Source organism: Cognatundibacterium crateris, from assembly GCF_010078235.1.
Taxonomy (GTDB): Bacteria; Pseudomonadota; Gammaproteobacteria; order Burkholderiales; family Burkholderiaceae_D; genus Undibacterium; species Undibacterium crateris.
In genome coordinates, this window is the sequence record NZ_JAABOS010000002.1 from 579,440 (window position 1) to 602,859 (window position 23,420).

The 23,420-nt window shown below is 49.9% G+C and carries 20 protein-coding genes; 4 read left to right on the forward strand and 16 right to left on the reverse strand.

All coding sequences use genetic code 11. The features are described 5' to 3' along the window. Positions 1-139 precede the first annotated feature (139 nt). The 8 genes from truA to aroC all read right to left on the reverse strand — a co-directional run bounded on the left by truA (position 140) and on the right by aroC (position 10,237). Entirely contained in the window at positions 140-958 is an 819-nt protein-coding gene (gene truA, locus EYB48_RS05955) for a tRNA pseudouridine(38-40) synthase TruA (protein WP_162019372.1), read from the reverse strand. 84 nt (positions 959-1,042) lie between these two features. After that, positions 1,043-3,874 (reverse strand): motility hub landmark protein FimV, encoded by a 2,832-nt coding sequence (locus EYB48_RS05960; RefSeq protein ID WP_235934917.1) that lies wholly within the window; start codon positions 3,872-3,874, stop codon positions 1,043-1,045. A 297-nt stretch (positions 3,875-4,171) separates the two neighbouring features. Next, positions 4,172-5,299: an aspartate-semialdehyde dehydrogenase gene (gene asd, locus EYB48_RS05965; protein WP_162019373.1), complete on the reverse strand. Its 1,128-nt coding sequence runs from the start codon at positions 5,297-5,299 to the stop codon at positions 4,172-4,174. A gap of 55 nt (positions 5,300-5,354) precedes the next feature. Then, entirely contained in the window at positions 5,355-6,428 is a 1,074-nt protein-coding gene (leuB, locus tag EYB48_RS05970) for a 3-isopropylmalate dehydrogenase (RefSeq protein WP_162019374.1), read from the reverse strand. A gap of 93 nt (positions 6,429-6,521) precedes the next feature. Continuing rightward, positions 6,522-7,169, reverse strand: coding sequence for a 3-isopropylmalate dehydratase small subunit (gene leuD / locus EYB48_RS05975; protein WP_162019375.1), 648 nt, complete (start codon positions 7,167-7,169; stop codon positions 6,522-6,524). Positions 7,170-7,192: 23 nt separating this feature from the next. Then, complete coding sequence (locus EYB48_RS05980; RefSeq protein ID WP_162019376.1) at positions 7,193-7,315, reverse strand: entericidin A/B family lipoprotein; 123 nt, start codon at positions 7,313-7,315, stop codon at positions 7,193-7,195. A gap of 28 nt (positions 7,316-7,343) precedes the next feature. Further along, on the reverse strand, positions 7,344-8,747 hold the full coding sequence (leuC, locus tag EYB48_RS05985; RefSeq protein WP_162019377.1) for a 3-isopropylmalate dehydratase large subunit: 1,404 nt from the start codon (positions 8,745-8,747) through the stop codon (positions 7,344-7,346). Between the two features lie 416 nt (positions 8,748-9,163). After that, on the reverse strand, positions 9,164-10,237 hold the full coding sequence (gene aroC / locus EYB48_RS05990; RefSeq protein WP_162019378.1) for a chorismate synthase: 1,074 nt from the start codon (positions 10,235-10,237) through the stop codon (positions 9,164-9,166). Positions 10,238-10,511: 274 nt separating this feature from the next. Here aroC and EYB48_RS05995 point away from each other — a divergent pair, with 274 nt between their 5' ends. From EYB48_RS05995 to EYB48_RS06005, 3 genes are all read left to right on the forward strand, one after another. After that, on the forward strand, positions 10,512-12,785 hold the full coding sequence (locus EYB48_RS05995; RefSeq protein ID WP_235934920.1) for a bifunctional diguanylate cyclase/phosphodiesterase: 2,274 nt from the start codon (positions 10,512-10,514) through the stop codon (positions 12,783-12,785). A gap of 179 nt (positions 12,786-12,964) precedes the next feature. Further along, positions 12,965-14,269, forward strand: coding sequence for a sensor histidine kinase (locus EYB48_RS06000; protein WP_162019379.1), 1,305 nt, complete (start codon positions 12,965-12,967; stop codon positions 14,267-14,269). A 7-nt stretch (positions 14,270-14,276) separates the two neighbouring features. Then, positions 14,277-15,035: a LytR/AlgR family response regulator transcription factor gene (locus tag EYB48_RS06005; protein WP_162019380.1), complete on the forward strand. Its 759-nt coding sequence runs from the start codon at positions 14,277-14,279 to the stop codon at positions 15,033-15,035. A 59-nt stretch (positions 15,036-15,094) separates the two neighbouring features. Here EYB48_RS06005 and EYB48_RS06010 read toward each other — a convergent pair whose 3' ends face one another. The 7 genes from EYB48_RS06010 to rpsF form a co-directional block, all read right to left on the reverse strand. Continuing rightward, complete coding sequence (locus EYB48_RS06010; RefSeq protein WP_162019381.1) at positions 15,095-16,105, reverse strand: inorganic phosphate transporter; 1,011 nt, start codon at positions 16,103-16,105, stop codon at positions 15,095-15,097. A 115-nt stretch (positions 16,106-16,220) separates the two neighbouring features. Then, a complete protein-coding gene (locus tag EYB48_RS06015) occupies positions 16,221-16,847 on the reverse strand; it encodes a DUF47 domain-containing protein (RefSeq protein ID WP_162019382.1) in 627 nt (208 codons plus the stop codon). Between the two features lie 114 nt (positions 16,848-16,961). Beyond that, positions 16,962-18,353, reverse strand: a complete 1,392-nt coding sequence (locus tag EYB48_RS06020) for a replicative DNA helicase (RefSeq protein WP_162019451.1) — start codon at positions 18,351-18,353, stop codon at positions 16,962-16,964. Positions 18,354-18,512: 159 nt separating this feature from the next. Then, positions 18,513-18,965: a 50S ribosomal protein L9 gene (gene rplI / locus EYB48_RS06025; protein ID WP_162019383.1), complete on the reverse strand. Its 453-nt coding sequence runs from the start codon at positions 18,963-18,965 to the stop codon at positions 18,513-18,515. A gap of 27 nt (positions 18,966-18,992) precedes the next feature. Further along, positions 18,993-19,277, reverse strand: a complete 285-nt coding sequence (gene rpsR / locus EYB48_RS06030; RefSeq protein ID WP_162019384.1) for a 30S ribosomal protein S18 — start codon at positions 19,275-19,277, stop codon at positions 18,993-18,995. Positions 19,278-19,286: 9 nt separating this feature from the next. Beyond that, the gene (gene priB / locus EYB48_RS06035) at positions 19,287-19,586 is read right to left on the reverse strand and encodes a primosomal replication protein N (protein ID WP_162019385.1); all 300 of its coding nucleotides are present in this window, start codon (positions 19,584-19,586) and stop codon (positions 19,287-19,289) included. Between the two features lie 33 nt (positions 19,587-19,619). Continuing rightward, on the reverse strand, positions 19,620-19,988 hold the full coding sequence (gene rpsF, locus EYB48_RS06040; RefSeq protein WP_162019386.1) for a 30S ribosomal protein S6: 369 nt from the start codon (positions 19,986-19,988) through the stop codon (positions 19,620-19,622). Positions 19,989-20,230: 242 nt separating this feature from the next. Between rpsF and lexA the strand changes: the two genes are divergently transcribed. After that, on the forward strand, positions 20,231-20,890 hold the full coding sequence (lexA, locus tag EYB48_RS06045; RefSeq protein WP_162019387.1) for a transcriptional repressor LexA: 660 nt from the start codon (positions 20,231-20,233) through the stop codon (positions 20,888-20,890). A 101-nt stretch (positions 20,891-20,991) separates the two neighbouring features. Here the strand turns inward: lexA and lon are convergent, their stop codons facing one another. Beyond that, complete coding sequence (gene lon, locus EYB48_RS06050; RefSeq protein ID WP_162019388.1) at positions 20,992-23,397, reverse strand: endopeptidase La; 2,406 nt, start codon at positions 23,395-23,397, stop codon at positions 20,992-20,994. Between the last annotated feature and the right edge of the window lie 23 nt (positions 23,398-23,420).

The window sequence follows — 23,420 nt, forward strand, 5'->3', positions numbered from 1 at the left end:
AAGCGGTACCGGCTAAAAAAAAGCGCTCCGGTCTGGGCAACTTTCCCCAGGCGAGCGCCTTCTGTTTGGGTTTTGCAAAGCGCCATTTTACCGGAATTCAAGACCGAAAACCGAGTATTTACCAGAGAACAAGACGCATTTAGGACAAAAGCGACAAGAAACCAGGAATTAGCCTTGCCTCTGGCTGGGGCAGCATCCACTTTTCTTCATAATCAATTTTGGCCAGATACAGACCATCCGGCATAAAAGTGGGCGCTGCAACACTGCGGTCGCGGCTGGCCAACACTTCCGCCATCCAATCCGGTGCGCGTTTTCCGCTCCCGACAAAAATGAGGGAGCCGACAATATTCCTGACCATGTGATGCAAAAAGGCACTGGCCTTGAGGGTAAATACAAACAATTCGCCATGCTGGCGTATCTGTATTTCATACATATGCTTGACCGGTGTTTTGGCCTGACATTCGGCCGCGCGGAATGCAGAAAAGTCATGCTCACCCAGCAAATGCGCAGCCCCCTGCTGCATCAGCGCCAGATCGAGCGGCCGGAATACCCAACCTGCCCGCCCTATCCACATTGGCGAACGGATTTTACTGTTATGCAACACATAATGATAGGTTCTGGCACGTGCACTGAAACGTGCGTGAAACTGATTCTGATCCTCAGCGTCGAACTCCAGCTCTTTAGCCCACTGCACCGCAACCGTAGGCGGCAAAAAGGCATTCACACCATTAACCCAGGAATACGGAGTACGACTCAGTTCGGTATCAAAATGCACGACCTGCTCCAACCCATGCACGCCGGCATCGGTACGACCAGCACATAAAGTACGTATTTCCTGATTGGTAAAGCGGAGCAATGCACGTTCGAGCGCATCCTGCACAGTATCTCCAGAGGGCTGCGTCTGCCATCCGCGCCACCCCTGGCCATCATATTGCACTCCCAATACTAATCGCTTCACAAACACTCTTCCCAAAATATGACTTACGCAAAAAAGAAAAACGGGCGCCAACTATCGTGGCGCCCGTCCAGAGTTTACCCTGTTTTATGCCAACTGCAACAACATGGCATTTGCTCTATCTTTTTGAGCAGCACTACCGCCCTTCAGGACTTCGTCCAGCAATTCCTTAGCGCCCTCTTTGTCACCAATTTCCTGATAAGCCACTGCCAGATCCAGCTTGGTTGACATCTCCGCATTATCTTCCTCTGCGTGAGCCTCTGCAGCAGGCGCATCGGAAGGCAGATCCAGACTGATACCAGACAAATCAAACTCAAACGCCGAGGCATGATCCGCATCTTGCTGCGCAGCAGAAGCTTCAGGCACATCAGACGACAGCTCCTCTTCAGCAGGCAGTGTCAGCACAGACAAAGGCTCTTCGACATGGCTGACTGCTGCTTCAGAACCTGCGTCAGACAAGGCAAAATCAAGCTCACCCAAATCGACATGATCAAAATCGAGCGCATTACTGTCTTCGGCTGGCACAGCGACTGGCTCAGGCACTGCAGCAACTTCAGCGACCGGTTTCGCACCACCAAAATCAAAATCGATAGTACCAAAATCCACCTCAGGCACCGGCTCTGGTTCCTGCTTAGTAGCAGCCGCCACTGGCTCAGGGATTTGCGGCACCTCAGCCAGATCCAGACCCAGATCAAAATCCAGCGCGCCAGCATCCAGCTGTTGCGCGGAATCTGCCGCTACATTCGCCGTCGGACCAGCGGTATCTTTATTTTCCGCATGGGATGCGGTATCGATAATACTGATCGCTTCCAACATATCGCGTGACAAAGAGTTAGCCAGCAAGGCATCAGGATCCAGATCTTCCAGCGGCTGAGTCGAATTACCCAACCCTCCGCCTATCGCCGTGTCCTGCTTCAGCTGACCACCCGCATACAAGGGGTTACCTGGTTCCAGCGAGACGCCCATAGACGCAGCTTGCGCCCATTCATCGCCAGCACCGCTGGTCATGCCATACAACTCACTGGCAAGACGCTCAAATTGCTTGGTATCTTTGCGCGCAAAATAAATTTCCAGCAATTTGAGACGCACAGCATGGCGGTCTGGCTGAGTACGCAAGGCTTCTTTCAGGATTTCCTCTGCCTGAGAATCGCGACCATAGGCGATATACACATCTGCTTCAGCGACCGGATCAACTTCGTTCGCATCGAGCTGACTGGCGGAAGGAGCAAAATTCGAATTAAAGACACTGTTATTGGTATCCACACTCTGCCCACCAGTAGAGCCGAACATGGAGTTCGCCTTCATGCTGGAGCCAGTCAGAATACTGTCTTCGAATTGCTGCATTTTTTTCTTGCGGCGGCTGGCCCATAAACCAACGCCACCGAGTATTGCGACCAAAGCGATAATAGCTGGCATCAGCCAGTCTGATATGCTTTCCAAGAAACTTGGCTCTGGAGCCGGAGGTGGTGGTGGCGGCACAGGCTTACGACGCACGACCGGCTTATCACTGGCTGAGGCATCGGTGGCACTGGCCGCACTGGCTGAGACCGCAGGCACTGGCGCAGAAGCCATCGCTGACGCACTTGCCGAAGCGGAGACACTGTCAGGCGCTTTGGCTGCAGAAGCCGGAGCAGTTGCACTCGCAACGGCAGGCACCGGGGCGACCGCTTTCGCTTTATCCGCAGCAGATGCAGCCAACGGAGCAGCCGCAGCGGCCTTATCCTGCTGTTTCGCTTTAGATGCCAGCTCGGCTTCTTTCGCAGCCAGATCCTTGTTCTTTACATCCAGCAGACGCTGCAAATCGCCTACATTTTTCTCCAACTCTTTGAGGCGACTATTGGCCTCAGCCGTGGCTTTTTCTTTGGCGATCTTATCTTCTTCCGCAGCACCCTTACCTTTACCGCCTTTAGCATCGGCCGGAGCTGCTTTAGAGAGCTTCAGCTTATCCGGTGAATCACCGGTTGGAGTTGGTAACTCCTTCACTTTCGCCGTGATGGACCCACTCGCCGTTTGCTTACCAGCATTACGCTTTTCAGCAGGTGCGCGTTCAACCTGCTCCGCGAGCTTACCGCGATAAGAGTTAAAGTCAGCCGCATGCGCCATCACCACTGAATGGGCTTCGGCATTACTTGCAGCACTGGATTTGACTGCATCTGCATCCGGCACCACCAGAATCTGGCCCGCGCGCAGGCGATTCATGTTTTTACCGGTAAATGCATTAGGGTTCGCACGATACAAACCGACCAGCATCTGATCCAGCGACACACCATCAGGCTTATAGTTACCAGCGATTTTACTCAGAGTATCACCAGGCTTGACGACATGCTCGGTACCAGTCTTTTGCACTGGCGCTGCAGGCGCGGTACTATTTTTTTTTGCTGCTGAGGGCTGAATAGCGATCGCAGGCGCCTGAGAACTACGACTACCCGCGTCCGGCGCAGCTTTGCCCGCAACCAGATTGGGTTGCGCCACTTGCGGCGACTGTCCATTCCTGAGCTCAGCAGGATCCAGCAAGAAGGTGTATTCACGTAGCAATTTACCGTTTGAAGATGTCATTTCTAACAACATATCAACAAATGGCTCATTCATCGCCTGGGTCGAGCTGACCTTGATCACATAACCCGCACCCTTGGGTTCAATCGCGAAACGCAGTGATAACAGAGCGGCATTGAATTCTATATTTGCCTGACGATACGCATCTGCAGAGGCTAGTTTCGGCACCAAGGCACCAATTTCATCTTTGCTAGGCGAGGTCAGCTCAATTTCAGCTTTCAACGGCTGTCCGAGAGCGGACAGTACAGTCAGTCGCCCCATGCCGGTAGCGTGCGCGCTAGACATCGCCATTAAAGTCGAAGCCACAGCAACGCCTAAGGCCTTGCGTCCCAGAGAAATCACAGATGTTCTTTTTTGTTTATGCATTTTGTCAGACATATTGGGAATTTGGCGAACAGAGGTTCGCTGGGATAAGCTAGTTTAGCCAAAAGAAACAAATATTGTTTCACGATAACATTAGCCACATAGCCGTGCAAGCTTAACGCTATTTATACACAGGGTAAATACATTACGCCAGTATGCTGCACTCTATCCCCTGGAAACGTTGCAGCCATTTAACAGAAGTTCTCTATTGTAAATCGCCAGACAGAAACAGATCATAAAAAAAGGGAGGTAAACACCCCCCTTTTTTCACTTAATTTGCTACCAGATGTAACGATCTGATCAATCTATCAAAATACGTAACATTCTGCGCAATGGTTCCGCCGCACCCCACAGCAACTGATCACCGACCGTAAATGCGCCCACATACTCAGGGCCCATGGCTAATTTACGGATACGTCCGACCGGAATGGTCATCGTACCAGTAACAGCAACCGGGGTCAGATCACGGATACTGTCTTCACGGGTATTGGGCACAACCTTCACCCATTCATTATCTGCGGCGATCATGGCCTCGATATCTGCGACCGGCACATCTTTCTTCAGCTTGAAGGTCAATGCCTGGCTATGGCAACGCATAGCACCTATACGGATGCAGAAACCGTCAACCGGAACAGCTTGCGATCCAAAGGCCTCGCCCTGGCCCAATATCTTATTGGTTTCAGCCATGCCCTTCCATTCTTCTTTGGACATGCCATCGCCGAGGTCTTTATCAATCCAAGGAATCAGAGAGCCGCCAAGCGGAACGCCGAAATTTGCCGTTTCCACGTCGGAGAAGGAGCGCTGTTTAGCGATGATTTTGCGATCGATTTCCAAAATCGCGCTCTTAGGATCATCCAGCAAATCCCTTACCTCTGCATTTAAGCTGCCGTACTGAGTCAGCAGTTCACGCATATGCTGAGCGCCGCCACCGGACGCGGCCTGGTAAGTCTGGGTGCTCATCCACTCAACCAGACCCGCCTTATACAAAGCGCCAACACCCATCAGCATACAGCTGACGGTGCAATTACCACCGATCCAGTTTTTCTGACCTTTGACCAGCGCATCCTTGATCACCGGCAGATTAACCGGATCCAGCACAATCACCGCATCATCATTCATACGCAGACTGGAAGCCGCATCGATCCAGTGACCATTCCAGCCAGCTGCACGCAATTGCGGGAAAACTGCATTGGTATAGTCGCCGCCCTGGCAGGTAATAATGATGTCGCACTTCTTGAGCTCATCAATATTATTTGCGTCTTTCAGTGTCTTTTCATTTTTTGCCATCGCAGGCGCCTGACCGCCAGTATTTGATGTCGAAAAGAACACGGGTTCAATATGCGCAAAATCGCCTTCTTCCTGCATACGCTGCATCAGAACCGAACCCACCATGCCACGCCAACCAACTAAACCAACCAGTTTCATCATTTTTCCCTTTAAATTGCAGGATAGCCTGCTCCTGCTTCAATTGCCTCTGGCGACTTTAACGCGCTAACGCCGCCACCACTGCCTGCCCCATCTCTGCCGTTCCCACCTTAGTGGTACCAGCTTCGTAAATATCCGGCGTACGCAAACCCTGCGCCAGCACCGTTTTGACAGCCGCTTCAATACGGTCAGCCTGCTCTGCCTTATTCAGCGAATAACGCAACATCATCGCCGCCGACAGGATAGTTGCGAGCGGATTAGCAATCCCCTTGCCCGCGATATCCGGCGCCGAGCCATGCGAAGGTTCATACAAGCCCTTATTGTTCGCATCCAGCGACGCGGACGGCAACATGCCGATAGAACCTGTCAACATCGCTGCCGCATCCGACAAAATGTCGCCAAACATATTGCCAGTCACGATCACGTCAAACTTCTTCGGTGCACGCACCAATTGCATCGCTGCGTTATCAACATACATATGATCCAGCGCGACGTCAGGATATTCGCGATGCACATCGGTCACGATATCTTTCCAGAACTGGAAAGTTTCCAATACATTCGCTTTATCGACGCTGGTCAGCCGCTTGCCACGTTTCTGCGCGGTCTGGAAAGCGACATGCGCAATACGGCGGATCTCTGTTTCAGCGTAGCGCATGGTGTCGAAACCTTCGCGCTCACCTTTGAACGGGCCATCCGGGCATTCACGCACACCGCGTGGCTGACCAAAATAAATATCGCCGGTCAGTTCACGGATAATCAGAATATCAAGTCCGGACACCACTTCTGGCTTCAGTGTAGAAGCACCCGCCAGCTCAGGATACAAAATCGCAGGACGCAAATTAGCGAACAATTTCAGATTTTTACGCAAGCCCAGGATTGCCTGCTCAGGGCGCAATGCACGTTCCAGCGTATCGTATTTCCAGTCACCGACTGAACCAAACAGCACTGCATCCGCGTCCTGCGCCAGCTTCAGGGTAGCTTCAGGCAGAGGATGGCCCGATGCCTCATATCCTGCACCACCGACCGGCGCAGTCTCCATTTCAAACTGTTCATCGAGTGCATTGAGTACATGCACTGCCTGCTCTACAATTTCAGGACCAATACCATCGCCGGGCAAAATTGCAATTTTCATTTTTTCTTTTTTCCTTAAGCTGCCGGCTGTGCGGCAGATAGACAGAACTGGAACCAGACATGCACTGTATGCTGCGACTGGATACCAATCCGTTTAAATAGTGTTTTGCAACCAGGGCTGCGCTTGCAAATGACGTTCTTCAAACGCGCGGATTTTGTCTGCATGACGCAGCGTTAACCCAATATCATCCAGACCATTCATCAGGCAGTATTTGCGGAAAGGATCTATCTCGAAATTGAAACTGAGCGCGCCATCGGTGGTGCTCACAATCTGCTGACTCAAATCGACCACCAGATGGAAGCCAGGGAAAGCCTTGACCTGATTGAATAACTGATCCACCTGCGCCTCACTCAGCACAACTGGCAGCAAGCCATTTTTATAGCAGTTATTAAAGAAAATATCTGCAAAACTTGGCGCAATAATGACCTTGAATCCGAACTGTTCCAGCGCCCAGGGCGCATGCTCACGTGAAGAGCCACAGCCGAAATTTTTACGCGCCAACAGCACCGAAGCGCCCTGATAGCGTGGCTGATTCAGGACAAAATCGGGATTCAGCGGACGCTGGCTGTTATCCATACCCGGTTCGCCGTGATCGAGATAACGCCATTCATCGAACAGATTAGGACCGAAACCGGAACGTTTGATCGACTTCAGGAACTGCTTGGGAATGATCGCATCTGTGTCGACATTCGCCCTGTCCATAGGAGCGACCAGGCCATTTAATAAAGTGAATTTTTCCATATAGCTAACCAGTCGTATTTTTCTTATTTTTTAGCTGCGTTCTCAACTGCCTCACCGGCTTTTTTGACATCCTTACCAATACCTTGCACGGTATTGCAAGCTGACAGGGTGCAAGCACAGAGGATCAGAGCGAATAATTTTTTCATGCTATTTCCTTTTACTTATTTTGCAGAATCAGGATACGCGGCGCACATCAACAAAGTGCCCCTCAATACCAGCCGCAGCTGCCATCGCCGGAGAAACCAGATGCGTGCGACCGCCCTGCCCCTGACGTCCTTCAAAATTGCGGTTAGAAGTGGAAGCGCAGCGCTCACCCGGTTCCAGCCGGTCGGCATTCATCGCGAGACACATAGAACATCCCGGTTCGCGCCATTCAAAGCCAGCATCACGGAAAATTTTATCCAGGCCTTCACGTTCAGCTTGTTCTTTGACTAAACCCGAGCCAGGCACAACCATCGCCAGCTTGACGTTTGAGGCGCGGAATTTACCTCTGACCACTGCAGCCGCTTCGCGCAAATCCTCGATACGGGAATTGGTGCAGGAACCGATAAAGACCTTATCAATCCGGATATCAGAAATCGCTGTGTTTGGCTTCAATGCCATATAAACCAGTGCTTTTTCTATCGCATCACGTTTGACCGGATCTTTTTCCAGATCAGGATCAGGCACGCGCGCATCGATAGCCACCACCATTTCCGGCGACGTGCCCCAAGTCACTTGCGGCAGGATTTCAGCTGCGTTCAATGTGACGACCAGATCAAATTTTGCGCCAGCATCGGAATGCAGCGTTTTCCAGTACTCAACCGCACGATCCCAATGCGGACCCACCGGCGAGAATGGACGACCATGTACATAATCTATCGTAGTCTGATCAACCGCGACCATACCGGCGCGTGCACCGGCTTCAATGGCCATATTACAGATGGTCATGCGGCCTTCCATCGACAAAGCACGGATTGCGGTTCCGGCAAACTCTATCGCATAGCCAGTGCCGCCAGCAGTACCGATACGACCGATCACTGCCAGTACGATGTCTTTAGCGGTAACGCCCTTAGACAGGACACCGTCAACCTGCACCAGCATCGATTTGGATTTTTTGGCGATCAGTGTCTGGGTTGCCAGCACGTGTTCCACTTCTGAGGTACCGATACCATGCGCCAGACAGCCAAACGCACCATGAGTGGAAGTATGCGAGTCACCGCATACGACCGTCATGCCGGGTAGCGTTGCACCTTGCTCAGGTCCGATCACATGCACGATGCCCTGACGCTTGTCATTCATTCCGAAATAAGTCAGGCCGTACTGGCGCGCATTCGCATCCAGCGTTTCCACCTGCAGCCGTGAAACCGGATCTTCTATGCCACCGGCACGATTGGTGGTCGGCACATTATGATCGGCCACGACCAGATTAGCCGCATTACGCCATGGCTGACGTTCAGCCAGTTTCAAACCTTCGAAAGCCTGAGGACTAGTGACTTCATGTAGCAAATGACGATCTATGTATAGGATTGCAGTGCCATCATCCTCGGAATGAACAAGGTGAGATTCCCATAATTTGTCATAGAGCGTTTTGAGCATAATCTGAAGCCTGAAGTGTGTTCTAAATAGAGAGTGTAAAGATGATAAAGAAGAGTGGACTTACATTTTTTTCGCATTTGATTATGCCACAATTGTGCGATGCGGAACCAAAAAAGCAGCCAAAATGGTGCAAGGAAATTCAATATAAAAATCAGCTATTAGCTTATATGCCAAATATTGAATGGTATTTTTCCAGGACTGCGCGCAAATTCCGTTCAATATTTCGCAATGAAAACCTACCGAACAAACTGCGGGGATATCAGATGAGGAAAGCAATGAGAAATCTGGCCAAAAATCTGGCTGGCGCCAGCAATGCCTGCACCAGTATCAGGTAGCAGGCATCAGGATGAACGGGGCCGTTAGACGCTTAGTCCACGGCCAGACAGACAACCAGGCCTTAGGCAACCCTGTCAGTCTCAGACGACATCGCCGCATTGAGCACGATGACGCAGCACATGATCCATCAGCACCAGTGCCAGCATTGCCTCTGCAATTGGCGTAGCACGGATACCAACACAGGGATCATGTCGCCCAAAAGTCTCCACCATGACGGGATTGCCATCCTTATCCACCGAGCGACGCGGGGTTCGTATCGATGAAGTCGGCTTAATCGCGATCGATACAGTGATGTCCTGGCCAGTTGAGATGCCGCCCAAAATACCACCCGCGTTATTCGACAAAAAGCCGTCAGGTGTGAGTTCATCACCATGCTCAGAGCCTTTTTGCGCCACACAGCGAAACCCGGCACCGATCTCCACACCCTTGACCGCGTTGATACCCATCATGGCGTAGGCGATTTCAGCATCCAGCTTATCGTAGATCGGCTCCCCAAGTCCCACTGGTACATTCTGCGCCACCACATCAATTTTTGCGCCGATAGAATCACCATCCTTACGCAAGGCATCCATGTAATCTTCCAGACGTGTAATCAAGGTCTGATCTGCAGTCGGTGCAAAAAAAGGATTGGCAGCTGTATGCTCCCAGGATTCCAGCGGAATGGCGATATCACCAAGTTGCGTCATACCACCTTTAAACTCAGTACCGAACTTGAGTTTCAGCCATTTTTTTGCAATCGCTGCAGCACCAACCACGGGTGCAGTCAGGCGCGCCGATGAACGCCCGCCACCGCGCGGATCGCGGATACCGTACTTATTCCAGTAGGTAAAATCAGCATGCCCCGGGCGGAAAGTCTCAGTGATGTTGCCATAGTCCTTACTACGTTGATCCTGATTCCGTATCAGCAGCGCAATCGGGGTTCCGGTTGTTTTACCTTGATACACACCGGACAAAATTTCTACCGTATCCGGCTCCTGCCGCTGCGTCACATGGCGCGAAGTACCTGGCTTGCGCCGGTCCAGCTCCAGCTGTATGTCAGCCTCGGACAATTCCAGCCCCGGTGGACAACCATCCACCACACAACCAATCGCCGGACCATGCGATTCACCAAAGGTAGTTACCGTAAACAGGGTTCCAAATGTATTACCAGACATAATTCTTTTGCAGTTCAGGTTAGTAGGATAGATGGGGCATTCTAACAGTGTTCCGGAATCCAGCATGCAGGCAAACTCTGGAAAACACTGACTGGTCGTTAGCAAATTCAAAATAATTCAACAATTGAGGCCACTCAGACATATAGAGTGTTTTATTATTGCCAAATAAAAAAACTTAAGACTTGGCTGGCATCGTTTTTAATGTCATAGTTCCGCAAGGAATGATTTCAACCGTCCAACACAAAAAAACGTCCAGTATGGAGCTGTATTTCCGATGAATTCACCGATTCAATCTACCGAAGACGACCTGGTTTTCCTTGATGAACCAGATCACGATGAGTTTTCGGCAGCGTCGCAGACCCAGGCGAGCTGGAGAATCATGATTATCGATGATGATCCTGATGTCCATTCCGCGACGACTTTTGCTTTGGGCAGCCTGGAAATACAACATCGCCCCCTGAGTTTTGTCCATGCCTATTCCGCTGCAGAGGCAAGGGAAATTCTGCAAAGAGAAAAAGACATCGCCATCATTTTGCTTGATGTGGTGATGGAGCATGAAGATGCCGGCCTGCAGTTAGTCAATTACATCAGAAAAACCCTGCAACTGGCTGACGTTCGCATCATTCTTCGCACCGGCCAGCCAGGATACGCGCCAGAAATTGACGCCATTCGCGATTATGATATTAACGACTACAAAACAAAATCCGAGTTAACGCGTACCAAACTCTATACCGCCGTCACCTCCGCCATCCGCTCCTACGAACAGATTTGCTCCATCAGTGCCAGCCGCCGCGGCCTGGAAATGATCATCAATGCCAGCACAGAACTGATGGCAAAACATGGTCTGCAAAATTTTGCCTCCGGCGTTTTAACACAAATTACCGGGTTACTTAATCTGGATACGGAGGGATTTGTCTGTGCGCGGCAAAACCCGCTTGGTGATGAAAATACGGTCAACGATCTGCGCATCATCGCATCTACGGCTGGCATGTCCCATCTGGTGGACAGATCGCTGGCCGATTTAGACCGACCCAGCGTGCTGAGCCTGGTCAGCCGCTCGCTGAGCAGCAAGCAGAGTATTTATGAAGCGGACATGACCGCGCTGTATTTCAATAATGCAGAGAAAAAAGACTTCACGCTGTTTCTTGAAAACGGGCTACAACTGAACGAAATGGACAGGCGCCTGCTTGAGGTTTTTTGCGGTAACGTTTCGGTCGGCCTGGACAATGTGATTTTGAATTCACGTCTGCATAACTATGCTTTTTATGATTTGCTGACCGGCTTAGCGAATCGCCTTAAGTTACTGCAGACATTAAACGAAACCCTGAGTTCGCCGCTCAAAGAAAAAAGTGCGCTGTCACTGATCGACATCGACCACTTTGCGGAAACCAATGACGCCCTGGGACATCAGTTCGGCGATTTACTTCTGTATGCGGTGGCACAGCGACTGTTCAACCACTTCGGCACACAATGTCAATTGGCAAGGGTCGGCAGCGACACGTTTGCGCTACTGGGCGATCAGGATCTGGTCAATCCAGATACAATACTCAAACTCTTTACTACACCTTTCCAAGTCGATCATCAGGACGTGCAGTTGTCGGCGACGATAGGTCTGATCAAACTCGGCGACTATGAAGGTGATGGCTCTGAAGCTTTAAAAGACACCAATATTGCACTCAAACGTGCGAAGACCAATCAACGCGGCGGTTATGAATACTTTACCCGCAGCATGGGGGTCGAAATCCGGGAACGGGTTCTGCTGATGCACGCTTTACGCGCTGCGTTTGAACATGAGCGTCTGTTCCTGGTGTACCAGCCACAGATAGACATGCGTACTGGTAAAGCCTTGGGTGCGGAAGCGCTGTTGCGCTGGCGTACCGACGAGGGGAAATTTATTCCTCCGGATCAGTTCATCCCTATCGCTGAATATTCTGGCCTGATCGTCGACATCGGCGAATGGGTGCTGCGCAGCGCCTTGTATGAACTGGTTCATCTGCGCAGCATGGGATACACAGAATTTCAAATGGCGATCAATGTCTCGCAAGCACAGTTTTCGCATCCTTTGTTTATGCAATCCCTGCACAAAGCACTGCAGGACACCAAGGCACCACCTGAATTTGTGGAGCTGGAAATCACCGAATCCATGGCGATGAAAGATCCGGACTTGCTAATCAAAACACTGCATCAGATTAAGCAACTCGGGGTCAACATCTCGATTGATGATTTCGGAACCGGATTTTCATCGTTGAGTCACCTGCAAAAACTGGATGTCGACAAACTCAAGATAGACCGCGCGTTTGTCAATGATATTCAGCAAGATGCCAGTGAAGGCAGTATCGCCAAAATGATCGTCCAGTTAGGTCAGAATCTGGGCCTGACCATCATTGCTGAGGGCGTAGAAAACCAGATGCAGGCCAACACCCTGCAAGAATACGGATGCTTCCTCGCACAAGGCTATTTCTATGCAAAACCACTGACCCAGCAAGACTTGCGCGCCTGGCTGCAGCAACGCGTCCAGCCGCAAAATCTGAGCTTAAATCAAAGCTGACTCTGTGCATTACATGCGACGGAGTTTCTCTGATTGGCATTCTATCCCCGGATTTTTACTCCCTATCGCAATCTCGTGGCAAAGCAACTTACATTTCTCTAGAGTAGAGAATAGCTAAGTTGCTTAGCACCGGAAATCCTGATGCAGGATAGACGCGCGCCTTTAGAAGAGAGTAAATCATGAATCCAAACACAGCAGACACGCTTAAAACATTACTCAGCGATTTCAGTGGCTGGCTGAGCCGCAGCTTTGATAAAACTGCCGCATGGGTAACACAGCTATCCTGGTGGAAGTTCTTCATTTTTGCGATTCTGCTCATGGCTGCAGGTGCCATCCTGCAAGACACCATATTCACGTCTGAAGAGAACATTGTTGTCAGCAAAAGTCCAAGTAAGAAAAGTAAAAAGAATTCACACACCATAGAAGGCGATGCCAATATCGATATAGACGAGACCGGCATCCGCATCCGCAAGCCCGGCAATGATGGCAAAGGTAAACAGATAGAAATTGACGAAAATGGGATCAGAGTTTTGACTGAACCAGGAACGATCAATTCATCTGGCATGCCGGCAGCACCTGCAACTCCTGCAGCGCCGGTACAACCGGGAGCGCATGAAATCAGGACTGGCGACGATATCCATATTAAGTTGCCGCCAGAAGTCGCGCGTGAGATCAGCAATGAAATCAATAATGCAGTCGCCGATGCCGCCGATGAAGAAGTCAGAAGCTATAAGAAAACCTCATCAAAATGGTTCGCCAATTTTGTGCTGCTGGCCATCTTCGGTCTGTTTGGCATGAAGATTCTGATGGGCGGCAAGGTGCGCGCGGAAGAAAAAGCTAAAGAAGCAGGACTCGCAGCAGAACGGGAATCGCTGCTGCGCCAGGTAAGTGAAGCGCAAATGCAGATGATGCAGGCGCAAGTTGAACCGCACTTTTTATTTAACACCCTGGCCTCGGTGGAACACCTGATAGAAACAGATCCACCGCGTGCAGCAGCCATGCAGCGCTGCCTGATCAGCTACTTGCGTGCGGTGTTGCCACAAATGCGGGAAAACGCCTCCACCACTAATCTGGGGCGCGAAGCAGATATGATCAAATCCTATCTGGATCTGCTGAAAATGCGCATGGAGGAACGTCTGAACATAGACTTTGTCATGCCGGAAGGTTTAAGAAGCGCCTCCTTCCCACCCATGATGCTGCAATCACTGGTAGAAAACGCCATCAAGCACGGCCTGGAATGCAAGGCAGAAGGTGGCACTATCCAGTTCCGGGTTGAGGTCGCTCATAGTAAATTGCGTGTCTCTGTGACCGATGATGGCCTGGGCTTTGGCGCTATGCCCAGCAATGGCACTGGGCTGGGATTACAAAATATCCGCGAACGCTTGAAATTATTGTATAAAGAAAAAGCACAGATGATCATTACCCCTAACCAGCCTAGCGGTGTCTGTGTCACGATAGAAATTCCTTACGAATTAGCCCATTGAATAGCCTATGCCAACCGCGATTATTGCCGATGACGAACGATTGATGCGCGACCAGTTACGGTCGCGCCTGGAACAAGCCTGGCCTGAATTACAGATACTGGACGAAGCAAAAAATGGTGAAGAAGCGATACAGCTAGTCGCTCAACATCGCCCTGACCTGGTGTTTCTCGATATCCGTATGCCGATTAAGACTGGCCTTGAAGCAGCCAAAGAGATAGGTAACCAGACCCACATCGTATTCATCACAGCCTATGATCAGTATGCGATTCAGGCCTTTGAGCATGGTGCAGTCGATTATGTCTTAAAGCCTGCAGATCTGGAGCGCCTGGGCAAGACCATAGAACGCCTCAAAGCACGCTTACAGACACAGACTCAGCCTGCGGACATGAGTCAGCTACTCGGACAACTGGCGAAGCAAATGGGCATTGCCAGCAAACCGGCTTATCTGCAGTGGATACAGGCATCGATAGGTCAGGAGCTGCGCCTGATCCCGGTAGAAGAAATTTTGTTTTTCCAGTCAGATGAGAAATACACCCGGGTACAAACCAGTAACTATGAGGCACTGATCAGAAAGCCCGTGCGCGACCTGGCTGAAGAACTGGATCCAGCACTGTTCTGGCAAATTCACCGCTCCACGCTAGTCAATGCTAAAGCCATTTCAGGCGTGGTGCGAGATCTGCGCGGACGCCATCTGGTGCAGATTAAGGGGTCCACTGAAAAGCTGGAAGTCAGCAGGAGCTTTGTACATCTGTTCAAACAAATGTGACACCCTCCCCCACCAGGTAAGCAGACATAAAAAAACCGGATTTGACTCCGGTTTTTTTATTACAGAATTTGCTTACCTATCCACCAGGCGATCGCTGCGACAAACGCAGATGCAGGTATCGTCAGCACCCAGGCCCACACAATATTGCCCGCAACACCCCAACGTACTGCCGACATTTTTTGTGAAGAGCCTACGCCAACAATCGCACCGGTAATCGTATGCGTGGTTGACACTGGAATACCCATCGCGGTTGCAATGAACAAGGTAATCGCACCGCCAGTTTCAGCACAGAAGCCACCAACAGGTTTCAGCTTGGTGATTTTCTGACCCATGGTTTTCACGATACGCCAGCCACCAAACAAAGTACCCATACCTATCGCCGCATAGCAAGACAAGATCACCCACATCGGTGGCATCGCGTCATGCGTACTGGAATACCCACCAGCAATCAGCAACATCCAGATGATACCCATGGTTTTTTGCGCATCATTACCACCATGTCCCAGACTATACATGGACGCCGACACCAGTTGCAGACGACGGAACCATTTATCGACCTTCATCGGTGTGGAACGTACGAATAGCCAGGAGACCAGCAACATCATCAGAGAACCCAGCAGGAAACCGAGCAAAGGAGATAGCACGATGAAGCTGATGATTTTCCACAATCCAGCAGAAACCAGGGCGGATGTACCAGACTTGGCAACAGCAGCTCCGACCATGCCACCAATCAGTGCATGCGAGGATGAAGATGGAATACCAAAATACCAGGTCACCAAATTCCAGAAAATGGCTCCGACCAAAGCACCAAAAATCACATAGTGATCAATAGCCCAAGGCTGTATAGTTCCCTTACCAACGGTAGCTGCCACCGTCAACGGAAAAGCAACGATCGCTAAGACATTAAAAAAGGCCGCCATCGCCACCGCGGTTTGCGGCTTCAAAACACCGGTTGAAACGACAGTTGCGATCGCATTCGCTGCATCGTGAAAGCCGTTCATAAAATCAAATAGCAATGCCAGCACGACCAAGCCTGCGATGACATAAATGCTAATTTGTAAAGTTTGCATGAAATTTACTCTGCTCTATCTGCTCTATATAGCGCCGGCAAAAACTACCGGCCCCGATCAATCAATCTTGATCAGCCCGCAGGCTGATCGGTCAAACACAATCCAAGAGGAAAAATTACGCGTTCTCTACAATAATGCCTTCGATGATATTCGCAACGTCTTCGCAACGGTCAGTCACAGTTTCCAGAATCTCGTAGATCGCTTTGAGTTTGATCAGATTGCGCACATCAGGTTCGTCGCGGAACAGCTTGGACATCGCTGCGCGCATCACATGATCCGCATCCGATTCCAGCCTGTCGATTTCTTCACAAATCGTCAGAATTTCGCGCGAATTGTTCATGTTATGCAACAGGCCCACCGCTGCTTTGACTTTTTCAGCACAAGCAAGGCACAGTTCAGCCAGGCGCTTGGCTTCTGGCGTGATTTCGCGGATGTCGTACAGGGAGATGGTTTGTCCTGCATCTTCCAACAAATCCAGAATATCATCCATGCGTGTGATGAGTTTATGAATATCATCGCGGTCTATCGGCGTGATAAATGTCTTATGCAGTAACTCGATGGTATTGTAAGTCACCGCATCAGCTTGTTTTTCTATACCTTCTATCGCATGAACACGGTTTTCGAGATCGTCGAAATTGGTCATCAAAGCCAGCATTTCTTTAGAACCTTTGACACACAAATCAGCGTGCTGGTTGAAAAGCTCAAAGAATTTGCCTTCGGTAGGCATCAAACGTCCAAACATTTTTTTCTCACTGAAAATAGAAAATTACAAGAACCAATTTCATGGATTCAATTGGTCGAAAACAAAAAACACAAAAAACACAACCCGTGCATCTTTACATGATGCACAGCTACATCAGGACTCGCTGTCTCCGTAAATAGACAAGGAACCCACGTAATTATCAAACTTGGTGTACTCACCCAGGAAGGTTAAGCGCACGCTGCCTATCGGGCCGTTACGCTGTTTACCGATAATGATTTCCGCCGTACCCTTATCAGGAGAATCAGGGTTATAGACCTGATCACGGTAAATAAACATGATCACGTCCGCATCCTGCTCAATAGCGCCTGATTCACGCAAATCCGACATGACCGGACGCTTATTTGGACGCTGCTCCAGCGAGCGGTTCAGCTGCGACAAGGCAATCACAGGGCAATTCAGTTCCTTGGCCAGACCTTTCAGGTTTCGGGAAATTTCAGAAATTTCTGTGGCCCGGTTCTCACCCGCCACGTTGGCCGACATCAGTTGTAAGTAGTCGACGATAATCAAACCCAGCTTACCGCACTGGCGCGCCAAACGCCTGGAACGGGCACGCAATTCTATCGAGCTCAATGCCGGCGTTTCATCGATATACAACTGCGCTTCGTTCATTTTTTGAATCGCGTGCGTCAGTTTAGGCCAATCTTCATCCGACAGCTTACCGATACGCAAACGGCTTTGATCAAGACGTCCAACCGAGCCCAGCATACGCATCGCTAACTGTGCGCCGCCCATCTCCATGGAAAACACAGCAACCGGCAAACCGCTGTCAATGGCCACATTCTCACCAATATTCAGGGAAAACGCGGTCTTACCCATCGAAGGACGACCAGCAACAATCACCAGATCACCAGGCTGCAAACCTGAAGTCATCTTATCCAGATCGACAAATCCAGTCGGGACACCGGTAATATCATTCTGATTGTCACGGTTATACAGCTCATCAATCCGCTCAACCACTTGTGTGAGCAAAGGCTGAATCGCCTGAAACCCCTGTGCTCCGCGCGCACCTTCTTCTGCAATAGCGAAAATTTTTGATTCCGCCTCATCCAGCATTTGCTTAACTTCTTTGCCCTGAGGATTAAAGGCATTGCCTGCAATTTCATCGGAAACAGTGATCAATTTCCGCAATACACCACGATCACGCACAATCTCAGCATAACGCCGGATATTTGCTGCCGAGGGAGTATTTTGCGCCAAGGCATTCAAATAGGTCAGACCACCGGCCTCTTCCGCCTTTCCTTGCACGCTCAGCGCTTCATAGACGGTGATTACATCGGCCGGACGGGAACTGTTGATCAGTTTGACCATGCATTGGAAAATAATCCTGTGGTCATAGCGATAGAAATCCTCTTCACTGATGAAGTCGGCAATACGGTCCCATGCCGCGTTGTCGAGCAACAAACCACCAAGCACAGATTGCTCTGCTTCGATGGAATGAGGAGGTACGCGTAGCGCGTCAAGTTGTGGGTCAGAAGCTGCTTTCATGGCGCGCATTATACCTGCTAAATCAATTTCCCAAACAACACAAAACAGCCCGATTTGCGCTTTGTATACATAACAACAAAGCTAAAATTGTATAAATTATTTATTTGCAGAAAATAAAAAAGCCGGGTTAAACCCGGCTTTTTAGGAAGCGAACGAAGCTTAAGCTTGTTCAGCAACAACAGAGATAGTCACGTTCACAACAACGTCTGTATGCAATGCAACAGATACTGCGTGCTCGCCAACTACTTTCAGTGGGCCTTGTGGCAGACGCACTTGTGATTTTTCAACTGTGAAACCTTGTTTTGCCAGGGCTTCAGCGATGTCGAAGTTAGTTACGGAACCAAACAAACGACCATCAACACCTGCTTTTTGAGCAACTTGAACGGTAGAACCTTCCAGTTTTTCGCCTTGAGCCTGTGCAGCAGCCAATTTCTCAGCAGCAGCTTTTTCCAGATCTGCACGCTTCGCTTCAAATTCAGCGATAGCAGCTGCAGTAGCACGACGTGCCATACGTTGTGGAATCAGGAAGTTACGTGCATAACCGTCTTTTACACGAACTACATCACCCAGGTTGCCGAGATTAACGACTTTATCCATCAGAATAACTTGCATATTTTTCTCCTAATACTTGGTCGTCAATTACGCTGTGTGCAGATCAGTGTAAGGCAACAACGCTAAGTAGCGTGCGCGCTTGATCGCTGTGTCAACTTGACGCTGGTACAGTGCTTTAGTACCTGTCAAACGTGCAGGCATAATCTTGCCGTTTTCTTGTACGAAATCTTTCAGAGTGTCTACGTCTTTGTAGTCCACTTTTTCTACGTGTGCTGCTGTGAAGCGGCAGAATTTTTTACGCTTGAACAAAGGATTTTGTTGCTGACGCTTTTGCTTCAATTTGCTTTTATCAAATTTTTTACCGAATGCCATTTTTGGCTCCTAATCAAGTAAATGTGTCCCGACTTCAGTGATATGAAAAACGAGACTTTTGCTGTTGCGATTTTTGCGTGCTAAAAACCCGGAAAAACAAAACTCAACATCGAGCGGCAAATCTGAAACAACTTTGGACTGTTCACCGGCAGCCAGTGCTGCCAATTCAACTTCCACCAGTCTTGATAAGCCCGCCTCTTTTTGTTGAGAGCTGTGCAACAACACACCATTCGCTATCGGAATACCCGCCGGCGTATAACGCACCGCAGCTTTTTCGATTAATTTAGCGACTATAGTTAGTTGATTCACCAGGTTGTCACACGACCTTTAAAAATAAAGAAATTAAGCAGCTGGTGCTTCAACGCGTTGTGCTTTCGCTGCGTCTTCTTTCTGAACAGCTTTCATCATTGGAGATGGTGCTGTTTCAGCTTTCTTCATTTTAACTGTCAGGTGACGCAGAACAGCATCATTGAATTTGAATGCGGTTTCCAGCTCAACCAGAGTCTCTGCATCGCACTCGATGTTCATGCAAACATAGTGTGCTTTTGCCAGTTTCTGGATCATGTAAGCCAATTGACGACGGCCCCAGTCTTCTACGCGGTGGATCTGACCACCACGAGCAACAACACTGGCTTTGTAACGTTCGATCATTGCCGGAACTTGCTCGCTTTGATCCGGATGTACGATAAATACGATTTCATAATGACGCATATATTCTCCTTATGGACAATAAAAATAGCCTGCCTCGGCGTCAAGACGAGTGCAGGAAGAGGAAAGCCGACGATTTTAACTGGTTTCCCCGGTTAACTCAAACTATTTCAACACCCTGCGCAAACGCCTACCCACACTTAGGAATTTTCTGTATCGAAAAGATCAAATAGCGCTTGCAGATTCAATGACACTGTATAAAAATACAGACTGTTCATACGTACAGCGCAATTTACGGATATTTCATGCTAAAGCTTACCAATCGTCAGGAACAGATACTCAATCTGATCAAGGATGCCATACACCACACCGGCTTCCCACCAACCAGAGCCGAGATAGCAAGCGAGTTAGGCTTTCGCTCCACCAATGCAGCAGAGGAGCATTTGCAGGCCCTGGCGCGCAAGGGTGTGATTGAGATTGCCGCAGGCACTTCACGTGGCATACGCTTACTGGAGTCCGAGCTATCCAGTCATATCACCGGGATGCTGAAGAGCAAACCAAATCAAGACAATAGTAATCATATTTCGCTGCCACTGGTAGGCAGAGTCGCAGCAGGCTCGCCAATTCTTGCCTCCGAGCATATAGAAAGTAATTACACGGTTGATCCTGCTATTTTCTCTGCCAAACCGGATTTTCTTTTGAAGGTCAGGGGTATGTCTATGCGTGACGCAGGGATACTGGATGGCGATTTACTCGCAGTCAGACGCAGTGACAACGCCAGAAACGGACAAATTGTGGTCGCCCGCATAGGCGACGATGTGACGGTGAAACGCTACAAAAAAACTGGCGATCTGATCGAGTTACTGCCAGAAAACCCAGACTACCCCATCATACGCATAGAGCGCGATGAACAATTATTTTCACTTGAGGGCCTGGCGGTTGGCCTGATGCGCAGCTGGACTTAATCCAAGCTATCAATAAAAAAAACGCCCCGGGACTATCCGGGGCGTTTTCATTACAACTCACCTAAGCCTACCCTCAACTGCATTGAGGCGCTTCCAAACTATTAATGCTTCACAACACCTGACTCAACCGGCGCTGGCGCAGAGGATGCAGCAAGCGCAACCTCCTCATCCGACAAGGCAACAGGCTGACGCTCCAGAGCGATTTCCAGAACACGGTCTATCCAGCGCACAGGAATAATTTCCAGTTTGTTTTTGACGTTATCCGGAATCTCAGTCAGATCTTTAGCATTTTCTTCCGGGATCAACACCGTTTTAATGCCACCGCGGTGTGCCGCCAACAGCTTTTCTTTCAAACCACCAATCGGCAACACCTCGCCGCGCAAAGTGATTTCTCCTGTCATCGCCACATCTGCGCGGACTGGAATACCAGTGAACACAGACACCAAGGCGGTAGTCATCGCAATACCGGCAGATGGACCGTCTTTCGGCGTAGCACCTTCAGGGACGTGGATATGAATATCAGACTTTTCAAACACATCCGCCTTGATACCCAGGCGTTTAGCACGGCTGCGCACCACCGTACGCGCTGCTTCTATCGACTCTTTCATCACATCACCCAGGGTGCCGGTGCGTATCACACCACCTTTACCCGGCATGGAAACAGCTTCTATCGTCAGCAAGTCACCGCCAACCTCAGTCCAGGCCAAACCAACTACCTGACCAACCTGATTCTCTTTGACTGCCACGCCAAAATCATAGCGACGCACGCCCAGATATTTATCCAGGTTTTTAGAAGTGACCGTTGCCTTTTTCTCGGTCTTCTTCAAGAGCAGCATTTTGACCACTTTGCGGCAAATTTTGGAAATCTCACGTTCAAGCGAACGCACACCGGCCTCCCGCGTGTAGTAACGGATGATGTCGCGGATCGCGCTTTCAGCCACGCTGATTTCTTCCTCTTTCAAGCCATTGTTCTTGACTTGCTTAGGCAGTAAATAACGTTGGGCTATGCTGGTTTTCTCGTCTTCGGTATAACCCGACAGGCGTATTACCTCCATCCGGTCCAGCAACGCTGGCGGAATATTGTAAGAATTCGAGGTCGCAACAAACATCACGTCCGACAAATCAAAATCTACTTCTATGTAATGATCAGAGAAAGTGTGATTCTGCTCAGGATCCAATACCTCCAATAATGCTGAGGATGGATCACCACGGAAATCCGCACCCATCTTATCCACCTCATCCAACAGGAACAGGGGATTGCGTACGCCGACCTTAGACAGACTTTGCAGGATTTTCCCTGGCATAGAACCTATGTAAGTACGACGATGACCTCGGATCTCAGCCTCGTCCCGGACACCGCCCAAGGCCATGCGAACAAATTTACGATTGGTTGCGCGCGCAATAGACTGGCCCAGCGAAGTCTTACCAACACCAGGAGGCCCAACCAGGCACAGGATAGGCGCCTTGAGCTTATCAACACGCTGTTGAACCGCGAGATATTCGAGGATGCGCTCTTTGACTTTATCGAGTCCGTAATGCTCATCTTCCAACACTTTCTCAGCATTGCTCAGATCATTATTCACCTTGGATTTCTTTTTCCATGGCAAACCAACGATGGTATCGATGTAGTTGCGCACAACGGTTGCTTCGGCCGACATCGGTGACATCATTTTCAGCTTTTTGAGTTCAGCCTGCGCCTTCTCACGTGCTTCTTTAGGCATTTTGGCCGCGATGATCTTTTTCTCAAGCTCATCAATATCCGCACCTTCATCGCCCTCGCCCAGCTCTTTCTGTATGGCTTTTACCTGCTCATTCAGATAGTACTCGCGCTGCGATTTTTCCATTTGGCGCTTAACACGTCCACGGATGCGCTTCTCCACCTGCAGGATATCGAGTTCACCCTCGAGCTGACCTAACAAGTGCTCAAGGCGTTTACCGACACTGAAAATTTCGAGTATGACCTGCTTCTGCTCAAGCTTGAGCGGCAAATGCGCAGCTATCGTGTCAGCCAGGCGTCCTGCATCATCAATTCCGGATAAGGAAGCGAGGATTTCAGGAGGAATTTTTTTATTCAGCTTCACATACTGATCAAACTGCTGAACGATGGCGCGACGCATGGCCTCGACTTCAGAATCATCTTCTTCATCCGATTCCACTGGCAGCAAATCAGCGCTGAAATGCGATTCAGAATCATGGATCTGACTGATTCTTGCACGCTGACTGCCTTCGACCAGCACTTTGACTGTGCCGTCCGGCAGCTTTAGCATCTGCAGAATATTGGCAACGCAGCCAATCTCGTAAATATCATCGGCAGACGGTTCATCCTTAGCGGCAGCTTTCTGCGCCGCCAGCATGATACTTTTACCTTGATCCATCGCAGCTTCCAAAGCCTTGATAGACTTAGGGCGGCCTACAAATAAAGGTATGACCATATGAGGGAATACAACCACGTCACGCAATGGCAGTAACGGCAATTGAGTTTGCCCGGTAATCAGAGTAGTCGTCATGGCGCACCTTTCAAAAATACTGG

Bases quoted from the DNA above. Each gene is read 5' to 3' on its own strand.
- EYB48_RS05960 (WP_235934917.1), bottom strand. From the start codon at position 3,874: ATGCATAAACAAAAAAGAACATCTGTGATTTCTCTGGGACGCAAGGCC.
- asd (WP_162019373.1), bottom strand. From the start codon at position 5,299: ATGATGAAACTGGTTGGTTTAGTTGGTTGGCGTGGCATGGTGGGTTCG.
- leuB (WP_162019374.1), bottom strand. From the start codon at position 6,428: ATGAAAATTGCAATTTTGCCCGGCGATGGTATTGGTCCTGAAATTGTA.
- leuD (WP_162019375.1), bottom strand. From the start codon at position 7,169: ATGGAAAAATTCACTTTATTAAATGGCCTGGTCGCTCCTATGGACAGG.
- EYB48_RS05980 (WP_162019376.1), bottom strand. From the start codon at position 7,315: ATGAAAAAATTATTCGCTCTGATCCTCTGTGCTTGCACCCTGTCAGCT.
- leuC (WP_162019377.1), bottom strand. From the start codon at position 8,747: ATGCTCAAAACGCTCTATGACAAATTATGGGAATCTCACCTTGTTCAT.
- aroC (WP_162019378.1), bottom strand. From the start codon at position 10,237: ATGTCTGGTAATACATTTGGAACCCTGTTTACGGTAACTACCTTTGGT.
- EYB48_RS05995 (WP_235934920.1), top strand. From the start codon at position 10,512: ATGAATTCACCGATTCAATCTACCGAAGACGACCTGGTTTTCCTTGAT.
- EYB48_RS06000 (WP_162019379.1), top strand. From the start codon at position 12,965: ATGAATCCAAACACAGCAGACACGCTTAAAACATTACTCAGCGATTTC.
- EYB48_RS06005 (WP_162019380.1), top strand. From the start codon at position 14,277: ATGCCAACCGCGATTATTGCCGATGACGAACGATTGATGCGCGACCAG.
- EYB48_RS06010 (WP_162019381.1), bottom strand. From the start codon at position 16,105: ATGCAAACTTTACAAATTAGCATTTATGTCATCGCAGGCTTGGTCGTG.
- EYB48_RS06015 (WP_162019382.1), bottom strand. From the start codon at position 16,847: ATGTTTGGACGTTTGATGCCTACCGAAGGCAAATTCTTTGAGCTTTTC.
- EYB48_RS06020 (WP_162019451.1), bottom strand. From the start codon at position 18,353: ATGAAAGCAGCTTCTGACCCACAACTTGACGCGCTACGCGTACCTCCT.
- rplI (WP_162019383.1), bottom strand. From the start codon at position 18,965: ATGCAAGTTATTCTGATGGATAAAGTCGTTAATCTCGGCAACCTGGGT.
- rpsR (WP_162019384.1), bottom strand. From the start codon at position 19,277: ATGGCATTCGGTAAAAAATTTGATAAAAGCAAATTGAAGCAAAAGCGT.
- rpsF (WP_162019386.1), bottom strand. From the start codon at position 19,988: ATGCGTCATTATGAAATCGTATTTATCGTACATCCGGATCAAAGCGAG.
- lexA (WP_162019387.1), top strand. From the start codon at position 20,231: ATGCTAAAGCTTACCAATCGTCAGGAACAGATACTCAATCTGATCAAG.
- lon (WP_162019388.1), bottom strand. From the start codon at position 23,397: ATGACGACTACTCTGATTACCGGGCAAACTCAATTGCCGTTACTGCCA.